The sequence below is a fragment of the Enterococcus sp. ZQ21 genome (assembly GCF_030053755.1).
GTDB classification, from domain to species: Bacteria; Bacillota; Bacilli; order Lactobacillales; family Enterococcaceae; genus Enterococcus_B; species Enterococcus_B lactis.
Window position 1 is genome coordinate 874544 of the sequence record NZ_CP125658.1, and the last position, 18210, is coordinate 892753.

The 18210-nt window shown below is 36.0% G+C and carries 16 protein-coding genes, 1 pseudogene and 1 riboswitch; of the genes and pseudogenes, 11 read left to right on the plus strand and 6 right to left on the minus strand.

What is annotated here, in order from left to right:
- Nucleotides 1-31: 31 nt before the first annotated feature.
- From QK255_RS04140 to QK255_RS04150, 3 genes are read left to right on the plus strand one after another with little or no spacing between them, the layout of a single operon-like run.
- Nucleotides 32-1441, plus strand: a complete 1410-nt coding sequence (locus QK255_RS04140) for an oligosaccharide flippase family protein (RefSeq protein ID WP_086310295.1) — start codon at nt 32-34, stop codon at nt 1439-1441.
- 27 nt (nt 1442-1468) lie between these two features.
- On the plus strand, nt 1469-2635 hold the full coding sequence (locus QK255_RS04145) for a nucleotide sugar dehydrogenase (protein WP_086310294.1): 1167 nt from the start codon (nt 1469-1471) through the stop codon (nt 2633-2635).
- 1 nt (nt 2636) lies between these two features.
- On the plus strand, nt 2637-3758 hold the full coding sequence (locus QK255_RS04150; RefSeq protein ID WP_086310293.1) for a glycosyltransferase: 1122 nt from the start codon (nt 2637-2639) through the stop codon (nt 3756-3758).
- A gap of 99 nt (nt 3759-3857) precedes the next feature.
- Here QK255_RS04150 and QK255_RS04155 read toward each other — a convergent pair whose 3' ends face one another.
- From QK255_RS04155 to QK255_RS04170, 4 genes and pseudogenes are all read right to left on the minus strand, one after another.
- The gene (locus tag QK255_RS04155; protein ID WP_113848307.1) at nt 3858-4808 is read right to left on the minus strand and encodes an NAD-dependent epimerase/dehydratase family protein; all 951 of its coding nucleotides are present in this window, start codon (nt 4806-4808) and stop codon (nt 3858-3860) included.
- A 358-nt stretch (nt 4809-5166) separates the two neighbouring features.
- Nucleotides 5167-5736, minus strand: a pseudogene (locus tag QK255_RS04160) (transposase); the annotation flags it as partial.
- A 305-nt stretch (nt 5737-6041) separates the two neighbouring features.
- Nucleotides 6042-7526, minus strand: coding sequence for a nucleotide sugar dehydrogenase (locus QK255_RS04165; RefSeq protein WP_104832605.1), 1485 nt, complete (start codon nt 7524-7526; stop codon nt 6042-6044).
- Nucleotides 7527-7790: 264 nt separating this feature from the next.
- Nucleotides 7791-8540, minus strand: coding sequence for a MurR/RpiR family transcriptional regulator (locus tag QK255_RS04170; RefSeq protein WP_002308670.1), 750 nt, complete (start codon nt 8538-8540; stop codon nt 7791-7793).
- A 142-nt stretch (nt 8541-8682) separates the two neighbouring features.
- On the opposite strand from QK255_RS04170, the gene pfkB reads away from it, so the two are divergent.
- The 4 genes from pfkB to lacD are packed head-to-tail and all read left to right on the plus strand — an operon-like array spanning nt 8683 to nt 12504.
- Complete coding sequence (pfkB, locus tag QK255_RS04175; RefSeq protein ID WP_002342016.1) at nt 8683-9633, plus strand: 1-phosphofructokinase; 951 nt, start codon at nt 8683-8685, stop codon at nt 9631-9633.
- On the plus strand, nt 9615-11078 hold the full coding sequence (locus QK255_RS04180) for a PTS fructose transporter subunit IIC (protein WP_002342017.1): 1464 nt from the start codon (nt 9615-9617) through the stop codon (nt 11076-11078). Before pfkB ends, QK255_RS04180 begins: the two co-directional genes overlap by 19 nt.
- The gene (locus tag QK255_RS04185) at nt 11075-11533 is read left to right on the plus strand and encodes a PTS sugar transporter subunit IIA (protein WP_002314721.1); all 459 of its coding nucleotides are present in this window, start codon (nt 11075-11077) and stop codon (nt 11531-11533) included. Before QK255_RS04180 ends, QK255_RS04185 begins: the two co-directional genes overlap by 4 nt.
- Complete coding sequence (lacD, locus tag QK255_RS04190; RefSeq protein WP_002340863.1) at nt 11530-12504, plus strand: tagatose-bisphosphate aldolase; 975 nt, start codon at nt 11530-11532, stop codon at nt 12502-12504. Before QK255_RS04185 ends, lacD begins: the two co-directional genes overlap by 4 nt.
- 178 nt (nt 12505-12682) lie before the next feature.
- Here lacD and yidC read toward each other — a convergent pair whose 3' ends face one another.
- Nucleotides 12683-13633, minus strand: a complete 951-nt coding sequence (gene yidC, locus QK255_RS04195) for a membrane protein insertase YidC (protein ID WP_002306243.1) — start codon at nt 13631-13633, stop codon at nt 12683-12685.
- 438 nt (nt 13634-14071) lie between these two features.
- Complete coding sequence (locus tag QK255_RS04200) at nt 14072-14347, minus strand: acylphosphatase (protein ID WP_002289551.1); 276 nt, start codon at nt 14345-14347, stop codon at nt 14072-14074.
- Nucleotides 14348-14454: 107 nt separating this feature from the next.
- On the opposite strand from QK255_RS04200, the gene QK255_RS04205 reads away from it, so the two are divergent.
- The 4 genes from QK255_RS04205 (at nt 14455) to QK255_RS04220 (ending at nt 18200) form a co-directional block, all read left to right on the plus strand.
- Nucleotides 14455-15219, plus strand: coding sequence for a TrmH family RNA methyltransferase (locus QK255_RS04205; RefSeq protein ID WP_002340862.1), 765 nt, complete (start codon nt 14455-14457; stop codon nt 15217-15219).
- A gap of 122 nt (nt 15220-15341) precedes the next feature.
- The gene (locus QK255_RS04210; RefSeq protein ID WP_002291751.1) at nt 15342-15845 is read left to right on the plus strand and encodes an HD domain-containing protein; all 504 of its coding nucleotides are present in this window, start codon (nt 15342-15344) and stop codon (nt 15843-15845) included.
- A 275-nt stretch (nt 15846-16120) separates the two neighbouring features.
- Nucleotides 16121-16768, plus strand: coding sequence for a FusB/FusC family EF-G-binding protein (locus QK255_RS04215; RefSeq protein ID WP_283341587.1), 648 nt, complete (start codon nt 16121-16123; stop codon nt 16766-16768).
- A 41-nt stretch (nt 16769-16809) separates the two neighbouring features.
- Nucleotides 16810-16876: riboswitch (Fluoride riboswitch) on the plus strand.
- A gap of 55 nt (nt 16877-16931) precedes the next feature.
- On the plus strand, nt 16932-18200 hold the full coding sequence (locus tag QK255_RS04220; protein ID WP_002342018.1) for a voltage-gated chloride channel family protein: 1269 nt from the start codon (nt 16932-16934) through the stop codon (nt 18198-18200).
- The last annotated feature ends 10 nt before the right edge of the window (nt 18201-18210 follow it).

The window sequence follows — 18210 nt, forward strand, 5'->3', positions numbered from 1 at the left end:
TTTATTTCTATATATAGTAATGGAGAATCATATGAAAAATTTTATTTCTAAGTTAGTTGGGTTTTCAATGGGACCAATTATTGGATCTTTTATTGCCTTAGTAACTGTTCCAGTTACCACCTTCTTTATTTCACCAGGGGAATTTGGAAAAGCTAGTATGTTTACTCTAGTACAAACATTGATGGTTTCAATTATTTATCTGGGGATTGACCAAGCATATACAAAAGAGTTTCATTATGTCAAAGATAAACGGCTTTTATTTCAGAATGCATTGATAACACCTTTAGTTTTTGCTAGTAGTATTGCGGTTCTTCTTATAATTATGCGTAAAAATTTTTCTCAATTATTATTTGAAGATACAAGCTACACTAATGTTAGTTTATTCTTCGGGTTAATGCTAATTTTTTCAGTTATAGAAAGATTCATTTTATTGCATATTAGGATGCAGGAGAAGGCGTTAGAGTATTCATTATTCACTATTTTATTAAAGTCTTTTATTTTAATTTTTACAATTTTTATTATTGGGATGGGGAATCGTACTTTTATAACGGTTGTCTATGCAACAATTTTTGGACAAATAGTAGGGGACATATCACTAATAATTAAATATAGAAGTCTTTTTGATTTTCGTTATTTTAAATTGGATAGTATATTAGTGTTGCAGATGATAAAGTTTGGCATACCATTAATAGTCGCAAGCTTTGTTACTCAATTCTTAAATGGAAGCGGGCGTTTCTTTCTCAGAATTTACGGTTCTTTTCATGATTTAGGTGTATTTGCTGCTGCTTTAAAAGTTTCTTCAGTAATTGGCATCATACAAAGTAGTTTTACTAGTTTTTGGGTTCCAGTAGCGTATAGATGGAATAAAGAAAACCGAAGTATTGAATTATATGAATTAGTTAGTGATATTTTATTATTGTTATTAACGATTGGAATGTTTATATTAATCTTACTAAAAAAGCCAATTATTTTAATACTATCATCGGAATACTCAGAGGCACAGTATATAATAGGCTTAATTTCATTGACACCAATTCTTTATACATTAAGTGAAACAACCACGTTAGGCATAGTTTTTTCTGGGAAGAGTTTCTATAATGTTTATGTTACTATTATTTCATTGATTCCTAATGTGATATTGAATATATTTCTAATACCTGGTCTGGGTATTATAGGAGCTGCGATTTCTCAAGGAGTTAGCTATTTATTTTTTTATTATCTGAGAACGTATTTTTCTAAAAGAGCAGGATTTAAGTTGAATGTAAGAAGACAAGTTTTACCAGTGTTTCTTTTATTTGCTCTAGCTTTAATAAATTCTATACCTTTAAAGAATATTCTAATTGGTAATATAATTTTAATGTTTGTGATAATAGTTCTTCAAAAGAATACTATTAGAAAAATAAAAAATATTATTAAAGGACGCATAGAATATAAATTATAAATCAATATATAGTCAGGTGGATTAATCATGAATATATCAGTTTTCGGTCTAGGTTATGTTGGTTTAGCAAATGCACTTTTGTTGAGTCAAAAAGAAGAAGTAAAGGCATACGATATCGTTGAAACTAAAATCGATATGCTGCAAAAAAGACAATCACCTCTGGAAGATAAAGAAGTTCATGAATTTCTTGAACGAGATGATTTAAAAGTAGAATTCACTAAAGATTTTGAAGATGCTGTTTTGTTTGGAGATTATCTAATTGTCGCAACACCAACTGATTACGATGAAAAGAAAAATTATTTTAATACATCAACAGTAGAAGATGTGATTGAAAAAGCTTTATTGATTCGCCCAGATGCAACATTCATCATCAAATCTACTGTGCCAGTGGGATATACATTGGAATTGAAAGCAAAATTCCAAACCGAAAATATTATCTTTTCTCCGGAGTTCTTGCGGGAAGGTAAAGCATTGTACGATAATTTACACCCATCACGGATCGTTGTTGGAGAGTATTCTGATCGTGGACAAGAAGTTGCGAATATATTCAAAGAGAATGCTTTGGATGAGGATATTCCTGTTTTGTTGACATATTCAACAGAAGCAGAAGCCATCAAACTGTTTTCGAATACGTACTTAGCTTTGCGGGTAGCTTATTTTAACGAATTAGATACTTATGCAGAATCTCGTGGTTTAGACAGCCGACAAATCATTGAAGGAGTGGGATTAGATCCACGTATTGGATCACATTACAATAATCCTTCATTTGGTTATGGTGGTTACTGCTTGCCTAAAGATACGAAACAGCTTCGGGCAAATTATGAAGATGTACCAAGCAATATTATCGGAGCCATTGTGGAAGCAAACACAACTCGTAAAGATTTTATAGCAGAACAAATCATTGCTAAAAATCCTAAAGTAGTTGGAATCTATCGTTTAACGATGAAGGCTAATTCTGATAATTTCCGTTATTCATCAATTCAAGGTGTTATGAAACGGATCAATGCAAAAGGAATCGAAGTAGTTGTTTATGAACCAACATTAGATGCAGAAGATTTCTTTAATTCTAAGGTAGTTAAAGACTTTGAAGAATTTAAAGCTATATCAGATGTTATTGTATCTAATCGTGCTGAACCTTTGCTTAAAGATGTAGAGGACAAAGTTTATACGAGAGATATTTTTAGGAGAGATTAGTGTGAAGACAATTGCAATAGTAAATAATGACTTTTCTGCTGGAGGATTGCAGAGAGTCACATCTGTAATAGGAAAAGAATTATCAAATAAATATAAAGTTCTGTTTTATGCTCTCTATAGTAAGGATAACTTCTATGAATTAGATAAAGTTTATAATGATTCAAATAATAAATTTTCGCGTGTTATTCGAAAAATTCCAAGATTACTTGAGATATTAGTCAACGATGGAGAATACACGCCTTATAAATATGTTAGAAACAGATTAATTAAACTAATTATGTTTTTTGAGAAAAAAAAAGTAGATATTGTGATATTAAGTGGTCCAGATTTAATTTCATATATACCTTATTTAAAACAAAAATGCTCAAACAATATAAAATTTGTAGCTTGGGCGCATAGTAATTTTTCTGTCTATGTGGATAGATATGCCAAACAATTTAAGAAAGCATTTTTAGAAGGTTTTAGTACAGCGGATGCAGCCATTTGCTTAACTGAAGTAGATCGAAAAAAATTTATCCACTATAATAAGCGAACATATAAAATTTATAATCCTCTTACAATTAAAAATAATAAGTTATCTAATCTACAAACAAAAAATATTTCGTTTACTGGTAGACTTGCTTTTGAGAATAAGGGGATAGACTTATTAATAGAAATTGCAAAAAAATTAAATGAAGAGTGGACAATCACTATAGCGGGCTCTGGAACTAAAAAAGAGAAGAAGAAGCTTTTTGAACTCATAAAAAAATATTCACTTGAAGATAAGATAATTTATAGAGGATTACTGAAAGATGAGGATTTAATTACTCATTATCTATATTCTTCTATGTATATCATGACAAGTCGATGGGAAGGATTTGGTTTAGTATTAACTGAAGCAATGAGTTTTGGATTACCAATTATTGCATTTAAACAGTCTGGCTCAGAAGAAGTACTAGAAAATGGAAAATACGGAGTGTTGGTTGAGAATGGAAACATTGAAGAATTTTCTATTCGGTTAAATCAATTGATTTCTAATAAATATGAATTAGAAAAATTAAGTAAGTTATCTTTAAAAAGAGCCAAAGACTTTAACGTAAACACAATTGTAAAAAAATGGCTATATTTATTAAATGAAATTTAAAGTTATGTATAGAATGTAAACAATTCTTTTTTATACAGTATCCAAGATATGCTGTATAGATAAAGTATTATGCAAAAACATGCTTTGATAAGTGAAATTTCAGAAAGAAATTTCACTTATCAAATATTTTTTTATACCACTTGCAATATGATGCTTAAATTTATACTCTAGACTCAAAATTCTAGATACATCTGCTCTAGAATCTTTTATATCCCCAGCTCGTTCTTCTTCAAATTTCACTGGAAGTTTAACATTCAGTGTTTCATCAATAACATCAATTAATTCTAATAAAGACGTACTAGTACCAGTTCCCACATTGAACTGTGTTCCTAAAGCTTCTTCTGATTGTGCAACAAGTAATAGTGCTTGAATGACATCATCAATATAAACGAAATCTCTAGATTGTTTTCCATCTCCAAAAATAGTAAAAGCAGCTTCTTCATTTCTTAAAAGTGTCTTGTATCTATCAACTAGAATGGAGATTACTCCACTGTATGGAGAAGAAGGGTTTTGGTTTGGACCATATACATTGAAAAAGCGCACTGCAGTTGTAGGTATATTATATAACTTATAGTAATCAAGTACATATTGTTCAGCGGCAAATTTATCAACCGCATATGGAGTCAAGGGTCTAATTACAGATTCTTCTTTTTTAGGTAAAGTTGGTTCATCTCCATATACAGCAGCTGATGAACTGAATATTAATCTAGCAAGATTAGGTTGGTAAGTTTTTATCAATTCTAGTAGTAGAAGAACACTTTCAAAATTAACTTTATGTGTTTCAACAGGTCTTTCAACAGAATCTGCAACACTAGCAACAGCGGCTAAGTGAAAAATAAACTCAAACTGTTTTTCAGAAAGAAGTTGTGTCATTAATTTGTCATCAGTGACACTCCCTTTAATAAAGACGATGTTCTTTTCTAAATTTAAATTCTCTTTTTTACCCATTGAAAGATCATCTACTACGATAACCTCATAATCATCTGATAAATGATTTGCAAGTGTTGATCCAATAAAACCAGCATCACCAGTAACTAAAACTTTTTTCACATTTTTCGCTCCTTAATATAGACATACATTTTAGTTCATCTTAATATATTGTATAATAAATGTACATACTTTCTGATATTTATGTGAATTAGAAAACTAGATATCAGTTAATCTGATATGAGGAAAATAACAAGTGTATTGTAAGCTCCATATGGAATAGTACCTGTACGTTAAATAACCCGACCTATAGAAAATAAGGTCGGGTTATTTGACGTTTTTTAGGCTTTAGAAAATAACCTTATTTTAGATAATATTTCTATTAATTATATTTAATTGATTGCATTTTGTAGAGAGTGGGACAATAGTCCTTTCTCCAAAAGAAAACAAGTCCGATTTTGATGGTTAATTTCAAAATCGGACTTGTTTTTTCTTCTTTTAAATAAGGCAAGATTTCTTCTTTATAAAGGGCATGGTAGAATTCGTTTGATTGCTTATCCAAAGCAGTTTCATAACGATTCGTTGCTTTACGCCAGAAGAAACTGAACTTGTTGGCATCTGCTTCAATTTTTGTACCATCAATAAATATCGCTTCATTATCAATTACTTAATTGGTGATCGATTGGCGGCGAAATAAGACAAACGCTTCAGCTAAAAGGTCAGCGGTTGTTTCCTGACTTCGGAATTGATTGATGGTCCGATAGCTGACTTGTTCGTGGTTAGCCAACCAACACATACGATAGCTGTCATCTAATAGAAATTCAATTTTCCGACCAGAAAAGACACGCTGCGTATAAGCATATAGAATAATTTTTAACATCATTTGGGGGTGGTAGGCCGGTCGTCCTAGTTATTCTTATAATTCAAGAAAGAGTGTTTGTGGCATTGCTGCGACTAAAGCGTTGACTGCAAAAGCGACATCTGTTTCAGGAATATATTGTTCCATATCTAATGGTAAAGTTGTTTGGTTGATGAGATAATTTTTAAACATAAAGCACTCGCTTCCTTTCTGATTGGGTTTGGTCACTTTAATCTTACAGGGATGAGTGCTTTTTGTGTACCTTAAAATCAAAAAAAGTGGGGCAATAATCAGATTTTTTCTGACTATTGTCCCACTCCCCTTGCGTTGTAAAAATTTTGATAATTAGATTTCTTAAAGTTGGTAATCTTTTATTAAAAATCTTTTCTAAAGAGAGACGTAATTCCCCCTAGCGCTTAATTAATGGGTCTAAATGAAAGGATAATAATTAGTCTTGCTGTTTATTGTAAATTATTTTAATGCATCTAATTATTTGTTTAATCCCGTTGAAATAAATCTCTAGTGTATACTTTTTCTTTTACATCATTAAGAATACTATCATATCGATTAGCAATAATACTATGACTTATGCTTTTAAATTTTTCTAAATCATTTATTACTTTTGAACCAAAAAATGTACTACCATCTTTAAGTGTTGGCTCGTAAATTATCACAGTGGCTCCCTTTGCCTTGATTCTTTTCATAATACCTTGAATAGAAGATTGACGGAAGTTATCCGAATTACTTTTCATTGTAAGCCTATAGACTCCAATAATCACTTCTTTTTCTAGAGACAAATCGAAAGTATTGTCATCATCGTAAGAATAATATCCAGTTTTTTGAAGCACGCGGTCTGCTATAAAGTCTTTTCTTGTTCGGTTACTATCGACAATTGCACTCATCATATTTTGAGGTATATCGTTATAGTTAGTTAGAAGTTGTTTTGTATCTTTCGGTAAACAATAGCCTCCATATCCAAAAGATGGATTATTATAATGTGTGCCAATTCTTGGATCTAAGCAAACCCCGTGAATGATTTCTTGTGTATTTAGTCCTTTCATTTCTGCATAAGTATCCAGCTCATTGAAGTAAGATACTCGAAGTGCAAGGTAAGTATTAGCGAATAATTTAACTGCTTCAGCTTCTGTGAATCCCATGAAAAGAGTTTCGATATCTTTTTTGATTGCTCCTTCTTGGAGTAAATCTGCAAAAGTATGAGAGGCTTCTAGTAAAGTTTTGTCAGTTTGGTCCGTGCCGACAATAATTCGCGAAGGATATAGGTTGTCATATAATGCCTTAGATTCTCTGAGAAATTCTGGGCTGAATAGAATATTTTTAGTATTGTATTTTTTACGAATACTTTCGGTATAGCCTACGGGTACCGTCGATTTGATGACCATTATGGCCTTTGGATTGACTGCTAATACCAATTCAATTACTGATTCTACAGCAGACGTGTCAAAATAATTTTGTTTACTATCATAATTTGTTGGAGTAGCAATGACAACAAAATCGGCTTCTCTATAGGCGGCTGCACCATCAGTCGTTGCAATTAAATTAAGATTTTTTTCAGCTAGATATTTTTCAATGTAATCGTCTTGTATTGGAGATTTCTTATTGTTAATTTGTTTTACTTTTTCAGGAATAATGTCTACTGCTGTTACCTGATTATGCTGGGCAAGAAGAGTAGCAATGGAAAGGCCTACGTAACCAGTACCTGCTACAGCAATATTCTTCGACTGATGTTTTGGTCTGTTTGATTCATTTGATTCATTTATAAACAGATCTGTTGGTTCAAAATTTAGAACTTCTGCTAATGATTCTAATTGTTGTATTGAAGGGATAAAATCGAGAGATTCTAACCGACTAATTAAGGCGCGGTTGATACCAGTAGCTACTGCAAGTTGTTGTTGTGTCATTTTTAGAGATTTTCTAGAATCAATAATGATTTGAGCTAAACGTTTTTGAGATAACTTTTTCATGATATACTCCTTTTTGTTACTATTAATAACAAATGATTTTTTCTTCTATAACAGAATAGCCTATTATTAATAAATATGTCAATTTTTTTATTGATTAAAAAGATATTTTTTGGTTTTAAGTATTCTCACTTATTATTTTGTTACTTAAAGTAACTTTGTAGATTGTGAATAACCTTATACATAAAAAGTTTCGTGAGTCCCTACAATATAAAGAATAAAAAAATGTGATGTTTTAAACTGTAACCAACCACAATAAACTGCTTCTCAATTCTCCCCCATACGCAATACATAGGCATCAAGCAGAATTCTCGCGATGATCTGGAGAGGCAAGCGTGAACGTACTTCATAATTAGGGAAATACGAACCTTCTGATTTGAAACCTACGAGATTTATCTCGCAATAATCTTTGAGTGTAGAGGAATGATTAGCTGTAACTAGAATCGAACCAATCTCTGCATCATAGCAATTCTTTGCGGCGGTGACGAGTTCTTTTGTCTCGCCGTTCAAAGAAACAAAAATAACGCTATCTTTCTTAGTTAGTTTCCGACTGATGCTTTTGATGATTTCTGGATCAGTATGCATTTGACAATTTTTCCCTGTTAATTGAAGTTTTACGAGCATCTCTTGACCAATCATTTCTGAAAATCCTCGTGCAAAGACAAAAACCCGGTCAGCAAATTTGATTCTTTGTATTGCATCTTCAATGTTCCCGATTTCCAACATATTGATCGTACGTACCACTTCTTGTTCATTTTTTAGAATGGCTCGACGGATACCTTTGTCTACTTTATCTAAGAAAGAAAAATTGATGTTCTTGTTTTCTCCTTCTTTTAGATGGTGCTTAAACGAAGTAAATCCTTCATAGCCTTTCTTTTTCATTGTCCGCACAATGGTGGCTGTTGAGACATTTGCTTGTTCACTTAGTTTCACGATGGAGTAGTTAGGGATCTCTAGGATGTGGTGTTCGATAAAGTTCCAGAGGTACTGTTCTGTTTCACTTAATTTGTGATCCATATTCTTTCCTTCTTTCACCAAAAGTTAGTTAAAAAATAGCACGAGGTGTTTATAAATGTAAAGGTTTTCTTTGTGTTGGAACGATTGAGAAAACATTTTCTCTTTCGCGTATTTCATAATAGAGTCAAGGAGGTCATTGGTTATGTCTATCTACACATGCACGATGAATTTGGCAATTGATCTATTTATTGAAACAGAGGAGATGCATCCTTTTATGGTAAACCGCACAAAAGAGGATGACATTCAGGCAAACGGAAAAGGGGTGAATGTGTCACTAGTATTAAAGATGCTAGATTTCCCAAGTACGGCATTAGGTTTTTCTGCTGGTTTCACAGGAAAGTATATAGAAGACTATTTACAGAAGAAACAAATCTATACAGAGTTTATTGAAGTGCCTGGTATGACGCGTATCAATGTATTTACACAAGTCAATCAAACGAGAGAAGAATACAAATTAGTGAATCAAGGACCTGAAATACCGCAGGCAGCTGTCCATAATTTTTTAAATCAAATAAGAGCATTACAAGCAGAGGATTATCTTTGTGTTTCTGGGAGTTTACCAAGAGGAATGTCTCCGAAGATTTTAGTGGAAATCAGTCGGATTTGTCAGGAAAAGGGGATTCATTTGATTATTGATAGTAGTGATCAAGAAGTCATGGATTGTTTACCCTATCGACCGTTTTTGCTGAAACCGAATGAGGAAGAACTTTCTTCTTGGTTCGGACGAAAAATGGTTACAGATGAAGATTACTTTGTTTATGGACAACGACTAGTAGAGTCAGGTGCAGAAAATGTTTTGTTATCCCTCGGTGAGAAAGGAGCGATTCTTTTTACGAAAAACAGGGTGATTCGAGGAAACTCGCCAAAAGGAAAAGTTGTCAATACAGCATGTGCAGGTGATGCCATGTTAGGCACTTTTTTAGCAGGATACATGAATCGACGATCGCTTGATGAAACGTTACGTAAAAGCATAGCAGCAGGCAGCTCTACTGCTTTTCGTAAAGGACTGACTGATTTTTTGGATGTGGAGGAATTAAGTAAACAAATCAAAATCAAGGAAGAGAGGTTCGAAAGATGGGAAAATATCAACTAATTGCAGCAACCGGTTGTCCGACAGGAATTGCGCACACCTACATGGCGCAAGAGGCATTAGAGCAAGCAGCTAGGAAAAAAGGCATCACGATCAAAGTGGAGACCCATGGACAAATTGGGATCGAGAATGAATTAACGGCTGAAGAAATCAAACAGGCAGATGCTGTCATTATTGCCGCAGACAAAGATGTCCATTCAGAAAGATTTGCGGGAAAACGAGTCATTGATGTTTCTGTCAGTACAGGAATCAAGGATGCACAACGGCTGATTGACGAGGCATTGGCAGGAAAAGGGGCCATCTTAGCAGATAATGAAGCTGTTGATACTTTAGAATCAGAAACGATAAGTGGTGCTAATTTTGGTCGCAGCATCTATAAAAATTTAATGAATGGCGTCTCTCATATGTTGCCTTTCGTGGTAGCTGGCGGAGTATTGATTGCTATTTCATTTGCCGTTTGGGGAATCTATTCTTTTGATCCAGACCATGCACAATACAATGCTACAGCGGCGATGTTAAAAACGGTTGGCGATGCAGCAATGGGGATGATGGTTCCAGTTTTAGCAGCTTATATTGCAGAAGGGATCGCGAAACGTCCAGGGTTAGTCGTTGGATTTGTTGGTGGAATCGTGGCCATGAGTGGCGGTACTGGATTTTTAGGAGGTATTTTAGCTGGGTTCTTAGCGGGTTATTTTATCTTATTTTTGCAAAAGCTACTGACAATTTTACCTAAACAACTAGATGGCTTGAAGGCAATCTTCTTATATCCAGTTATTGGTGTAGCGTTTATTGGCATCGCAATGTCTTTGTTGGCGGGTCCAATGAAGGCTATAAATGAAGGAATGATGAGCTTTTTAGCTGGATTTGAACATTCGAATCCACTTGTTCTTGGCGTGATTGTTGGTTGCATGTGTGCGTTTGATATGGGAGGACCGATTAATAAGGCGGCATATGTAACAGGTACAGCTCTTTTGGCACAAGGAAACACGACTTTTATGGCTGGCGTGTCAGCAGCTTGCATTGCACCACCGTTGATTACTGGTTTTGCAACTTTATTGTTTGGTAAATATTTTGATACTAATGATCGTAATGCAGGTTTGGTTAATTTTATTTTAGGATCAACTCATATTACGGAGGGAGCTATTCCGTTTGCTGCGAAAGACCCGATCCGAGTATTACCAACGATGATGTTAGGCTCATCAATTGCTGCTGTCTTGACCTATCTGTTTGGTGTCCAAGTACCAGCCCCACATGGCGGTTTTTTAGTGTTACCTGTAGTGACGGGAAAAATCCAATGGGTTACAGCGATTCTTATTGGTTCGATCGTTGGTGGAGTGATACTAGGTTTGATCCAAAAGAAAAGAGTAACTGATAAAGACAAGAAGAGGGATAATAAAGCAGCAAATCGTACAGTTATCGAAGAAGGAAGAGCAGGAGGCTTATCATGACAATCATTCATGAAGAGAACATTTTTTTACAACAGCCATTAGATAGTCAAGAAGAAGCATTTAAGTTTTTAGCAAAGCAAACATTCTGTTTAGGAATCGCTCATGACGAAAAAGAAGTATATCAAAAACTTCTAGAAAGAGAAAAAGAAGGTACTACAGGAATAATGTCAGGTTTTGCTATCCCTCATGCGAAGTCTCAAACAATCAACGAACCTAGTTTGATTATCGTCACACTGAACAAAGGCATTGAATGGAACAGTTTAGATAGACAGTCAGTTGATTTTATTTTTGCGTTATTTATCCCAGATTCAGAAGCAGGAACGACTCATTTGAAATTATTGTCTCTCGTTGCACGATCATTGATGCGAAAAGAGGTTACAGAACAGTTGAGAGCAGCAAAATCAAAAACAGAAATAGCCACAATATTAACTAAAGAAATAGGTGAAGATATATGAAGAAGATGAGTATAGAAAAGCTGGAACGTTTGAAGCGATTGACGGATGAAGCTGGAATTATTAGCGCGTTAGCAATCGACCAGCGTGGTGCTTTGAAGAAAATGATCAACCAATATAAAGAAGCTACATCAGAAGACATCATCCAATTTAAACAGATCGTTTCTCAATACCTGACTCCCTATGCCTCAGCTATTTTACTTGATCCAGAATACGGCCTGCCTGCAGCAGCGCTTCGAGAGAAAGAATGTGGCTTGCTGCTAGCTTATGAAAAAACCGGCTATGATACGAAAATGCCGGGAAGATTACCTGATTTATTGAATATTTGGTCGGTGAAAAGGTTAAAAGAAGCTGGTGCGGATGCTTGTAAATTTTTATTGTACTATGACGTTGATGAACCAGCAGAGATTAATGTGCAAAAACAAATAGTTATAGAACGGATTGGTTCAGAATGCGAAGCAGAAGGCATACCTTTCTTTTTAGAGATCCTTTCTTATGATGCAACTATTGGCGATCCGTCTTCTCTTGCCTATGCAAAAGTAAAACCACATAAAGTTATTGAAGCCATGCGAGAATTTTCAAAAGAACGTTATCAAGTGGATGTATTGAAAGTAGAAGTGCCAGTGAATATGAGATTTGTGGAAGGATATGGGCAAGAGACTTGTTATAGTCAAGCAGAGGCATCCGCGTATTTCTATGAACAATCGAAAGTGACTGAACAACCGTTTATTTTTTTAAGTGCGGGAGTCAATGCTACGCTATTTCAAGATACATTACGTTTTGCAAAACAATCAGGTTCGACATTCAATGGTGTCTTATGTGGGCGAGCAACATGGGCGAAGGGAGTGGCGCCTTTTGTTACCGAAGGCGAAGAAAAAGCGAGTAGTTGGATGTTAGAAGAAGGAAAACAAAATATTAAGGAATTAAGTACACTATTAGAAGAAACAGCAACACCTGTCTACGTTGATAGATAAGAAAAAGTTGTTTCTTCATAAAAAGATGCTGCTGCAATTAGATAGCGATCAATCGATGATTCAAATTAAACATTCACTTAAATAAAAATATCGACCAGATTTCTTTTTCAAAAATCTTGGTCGATATTTTTAATTGCTAAAACTGTTAATGAATTTTTATTACACTCTTATTTACTATCTACTTCCGCTTCTGCTGCTTTCCTGCGTTGCGGCCTTTGTTATTTGTACTATTTTTTGGTTGTTTGATTTGTTTTGTTGCTTGTTTGTTGTCAGCTGGCTTTGCTGATTCTGTCACGTCTTTTCTTGGAGTGACGACTTGTTTTGGCGGGTTTTGTTTCAACTCTTCTGCCACTTGTGCTTTCAAACGTGGTTTCATCATAACGTTTGTGATGAATGTTTGCAGACAGCTGAACACACCACCGACTACCCAGTAAAGTGTAACACCGGCTGGCGCACTGATCGACATGAAGACGATCATAGCAGGAGAGACGATCAGCATCGTACGCATCGTCTTTTTCTGTTCTTCAGGAATACCGATCGTTGAGATATATCCTTGAAGCAGATAAGCGACTCCTGCAATGGCAACAAGCACCATACTTGGTGAGCCTAGATCGATGCCGTAGAAAGATGATTCCCGAATACCTTCTGTATAACGTGCCGTAAAGTACAAGGCAGAGAAGATCGGCATTTGGATCAATAGAGGCAGACAGCCGATTCCGCCGGTCATACTCAATCCGTTTTCGCGGTATACTTGCTGCATTTCTGCTTGTGCCGCCATTTGTTCTTCACGTGTTGTTGCAGCTTTCAATTTTTGTTGGGCTGCTTCAACTTGTGGTTTTAACGCTTGCATTTTTTCAGATTGGATCATTGTTTTTTTCGATTGACTAATACCTAGTGGCAAGATGATGATACGGACGATCACAGTCATTGCAATAACTGCCCAGCCATAAGACCAATTGAAATTCTCAACTAGATATGTAATCGCTTGGCCCATAGGATGGACGAGTACTCGATAAACGATTCCTGAAGTGTCAGGGTTTCCGTTTGAATCCATCCGCACACAGCCAGATAAAAAGAGCAGGATACTGACAAGTCCGGATCCCAATAACCAGTTTTTCCATTTATTCATAGAATACTTCCTCTTCTATAATTTTTACACAAACTTAACTATACTAAAAAAGCGCATGGAATTCAATCAACTTCATAGAAATTTCATATAAATATTCGTTCTTTTACGTAGCGAAAAATTTTGAAAAAAAGACAAAAAATCAAGAAAGAAATACTAGGAAAAAGTAGAATGATTCCAAGTGTTTCTTTCTTATTATAATAAACTAAAAACTTTTTTGTTCTGCCCGAAAAGCGGAGACAAATGAACTCACTGCAAGTGATAGATCAGCTTTTTCACTGCTGTCCTTAATACTCGAGGCAAGGCGCCTCAAAAACAACCTTATTGACGGTGTTCAAAAGCTTGCATCTACGGCATTAAGTCCAGCCTGTTGAAAAATATGGAGAGCTATTTTTCACAACCTGTCCTTAATGCTTGATGCAGACCAGCTTTTTCACAACCTTATCCCACCACATCAAATTTCTTTCGTTCCTCAATCATCGGGTCTTCTTGGACATCCACATACTGCACTCGTCCACTTGGGCTCGGTGATTTCTTGACTTCTTCAATAAATTTTTGGATGATGTCGTCATTGCCGATTGCTTCGATCGTGACTGAGCCGTCGTCTTCGTTTTTTACTGTTCCAGTCACGCCTAGTTGATCAGCAACCATCTTGGTCATGTAGCGAAATCCTACTCCTTGGACGCGTCCTTGGACGTTCATTTTAACTTTGCGCATGTTCGTCACCTTTCTTTCCTATTTTATAAATTAATGATACCGATTTTTTTAGGATGAAACAAGCTCAAGCACCTATTCCGTGATATAATCATGGGGAGGTGAGGAATGTGAAAGAGATCCAATCAGCAAAAAATCCAAGAATCAAAGAATTAAAAAAACTACATAAAAAAAAATATCGGGAAGAAAAGGAAGAATATCTTTTGGAAGGGTTCCATCTGATTGAAGAGGCTGCGTCGTCTGATGCAGAAATAAAAGAACTTTTTGTGACACAGCGAGGCAGGAAAGAATGGGGAGACTGGCTGGCCGCAAACAAAGGGATTTCTACTTTTCTAGTTTCGGACGAGGTCATGGATGCTGTATCGGATCTACCTACACCACAAGGAATCTTAGCAGTGATGGCGTTAACGGCTGAAGGCGCGCCAGATTTTTCAGGAGGTTGGCTGTTATTAGATAATGTACAAGATCCTGGAAATGTAGGGACGATGATCCGTACGGCAGATGCATTTGATATGGCTGGTGTTTTATTAGGTAAAGGAACGGCAGATATTTATAGTACAAAGGTGCTGCGGAGCATGCAGGGAAGCAATTATCATTTGCCTGTGTTGCAACAAGATTTGACAGAAGTGATCCCTTTAATGAAAGACAAAGGGTTCACAGTGTATGGCACAGAATTAAATGAAGAAGCACACGCATTAGACAAAGTAGAAAAATCAGATAACTTCGCAATAATCATGGGGAATGAAGGTCAGGGGGTAAGTCAGGAAATCTTGTCTCTGACTGATCAAAACGTATATATCCCGATGAAAGGAAATGCGGAATCGTTGAATGTTGGGGTTGCGGCAGGAATTGTTCTTTATCATTTTTCTTTATGATTAAGGAACTATTAAGCTTTGGCTATTTTATCCAAGGCGACTAGAATAATCCGAACACTGGTGGTATACTTAGATCAATTTCAGAAGAAAATGAAATTCAAAAAGGTGGCAGATCGATAATTATGACAGAAAAATGGCGTGAAGACGAAGAATATATGTCTTATGTAGAAGATCTTTTAGAAACAGAAGCAGTAAAAAAATTAGCGAATTACACACAGCATGTTCATTCCACTCGTTTGGAGCATTCCATCAGTGTTTCTTACTATAGTTATCTGCTCGCAAAAAAATGGGGTGGCAATGCTAAAGCAACAGCGCGTGCTGGACTTTTGCATGATCTGTTCTACTATGATTGGCGTACGACGAAATTCGATGAAGGTACACATGCGTATATCCATCCAAGAATCGCTGTAAAGAATGCAGAAAAGATCACCGAATTGTCGGATCTTGAGCGAGATATCATTTTGAAGCACATGTGGGGCGCAACGATTGCACCGCCTAAGTACAAAGAAGGATATATCGTAACATTCGTAGACAAATACTGCGCAGTCAAAGAAGCCGCTCAGCCTATGTCAGCAAGTATGCGTAAGAGATGGCAACGTTACTTTGGAAAAGAATCCTCGATTTAAAAAGTAAAACCAATAATAGCCCATATTCCGAGAAAATCTAGCCGATTTTCTCGGTTTTTTCTGTTTGCAGTTGACTATCTGGTCAAGATACGGTTTACTTTTATTTATCGAATGAATCATGTACATAGAAGAATGAACATTAAAGGGGGTGATGATAAGATGCAAAACGTATCTTATTTAAAAGAGTCCGGGATCTTCAGGTAACACATACTTTGCAGAAGATCGCTTTTTTCTACAAAGTATGCACTTTGGATAGAAGAAAGGACTTTAAAATCATGGAACAAACAATGAAACCATATCAATATTTTTTTATAAAAAGAGAAGTAGATCAGTTATTAAATGCGTACTCATCTGTCAATGACCCAAAAACGGTACAAACGGTTCAGGCTCTAGCAGCTGAAAAGATTCGCGATGTATTAGGTTACGAACCACCAGAAATCGATACGTTTTTAACGACAGTTTTAGATATAAAACTGACAAAAACACAAGCAGAACGAGCATTAGAGGAGCTGAAGCAAATCGTCCAGCCGTTTATGCAGCCGAGCAAACCACAAATCGAGAAATTATTCCGAAAAGTGAAAAAACTCAAACAACCAGCTTGGAATGAAATCGACTTGCAAGCACATACGTACATCGGTTGGAATGATCCAGGGACGCAAAAAAAATTCATGGTCTATTACGAAGATGGAAAATTAAAAGGGATCAGCGGTACTTTATCACCAACGATTAATAAGGGAATCTGTGCAATCTGTCAGAAAACATCGAATGTCTCGCTCTTTCTTTCTACAACGAAAGCCGGTTCTGATGGCACGTATACGAAAAAGGGGAATTATATTTGTCATGATAGTGATCAATGTAATCAACAGTTAACGAAATTGGCTCCTTTCTATGAATTTGCTGAGCGTGTAAAGAAAGAACAATAATTTTATTGTTTTTTACAGAAAAATATGCTATCTTTTAATGGAAGTGAATAGGTGATGGTGTTCGCCTTTAAATGCTAACGAAAGATAGCTAATGACGCCTACTAAAGTCTGGGGACAGCCCCTTTCTTTAGTAGGCGTTTTTTTATTTGAGGAGGAATTTTTTATGGAAAAACAATTACCGAGTCCAGTGCGTATTTTGATGTACATGCTGAAGTGGCTAGTGATCACAGCGATTCTGGGAGTATTCATGGGGAGTTTGTCTGCTTTTTTCTTAAATAGCTTGACATTTGTGACAGATATCCGACTAGCACATCCTTGGCTACTTTATCTATTGCCAGTCAGCGGCGCGCTTTTTGCTTATCTTTATGCGTATCATGGCGGCCTTTCTAGTCGTGGGAATAACTTAGTGATCGATCAAGGGAATGGAGGAGAAGAAAACATCCCTTTGCGGCTCATTCCATTGACCTTGTTTGGGACCATCACTACTCATTTATTTGGGGGATCTGTAGGCCGTGAAGGAACAGCAGTCCAAATGGGGGGAGCGTTAGCTGATAATATAGCGCGTTTATTCCGATTGGATAAAGCAGAACGGGAGATTTTGATTATCAGCGGGATCAGTGCCGGTTTCAGTTCTGTATTTGGCACACCTTTAGCCGGAACATTGTTTGGACTAGAAGTGTTGGCAATCGGGAAAGTCCGAACAGAAGCAATCTTCCCTAGCTTCTTTGCTGCGCTTTTTGCAAATTTCATGACGGAAAGCTATGGTGTTTCTCATCTACATTACCAAATGGGTGTGATTCCTGAATGGAGTATGTTGCTGTTCTTCAAAGTTTTTGTTGCGGGAATTGCCTTTGGGTTGATTGGTTGGGTATTCAGCCGTTCAATCGTCTTTTTAAAAGCACGGTATGCGCAATGGATCCCTCATCCTGTTTGGCGAAATACGATAGGTGGAGCAGTAGTTGTAGCCGCAGCGTTGATTTTGCAAACACAACGTTACCTTGGGTTGAGTCTTCCGTTACTGCAGGAATCATTTAATGGACAGGCACATGCTTATGATTTTATTGGGAAATTATTCTTCACAGTCTTGTCTTTAGGTGCGGGGTACCAAGGGGGAGAAGTGACACCACTGTTTGAGATTGGTGCAACGCTTGGCGCAGCACTAGCGCCTTTGCTCCATGTTTCTGTTCCTTTTCTTGCTGGATTAGGTTTTATCGGGGTATTTTCTGGTGCGACAAATACACCGATTGCCTGTTTTGTGATGGGAATCGAATTATTTGGTTCACAAGCTGCTGTTTACTTCTTTATGATCTGCTTGATCAGCTTTATGTGTTCAGGAAACAGCGGTATTTATTCTGCACAGCAAGTAGCCGTCAAAAAAGGAATATTATTCTTGCCAATCGTCAAGAGAATAAAAGAAAAAAACAAGGTGTGACATATATTTG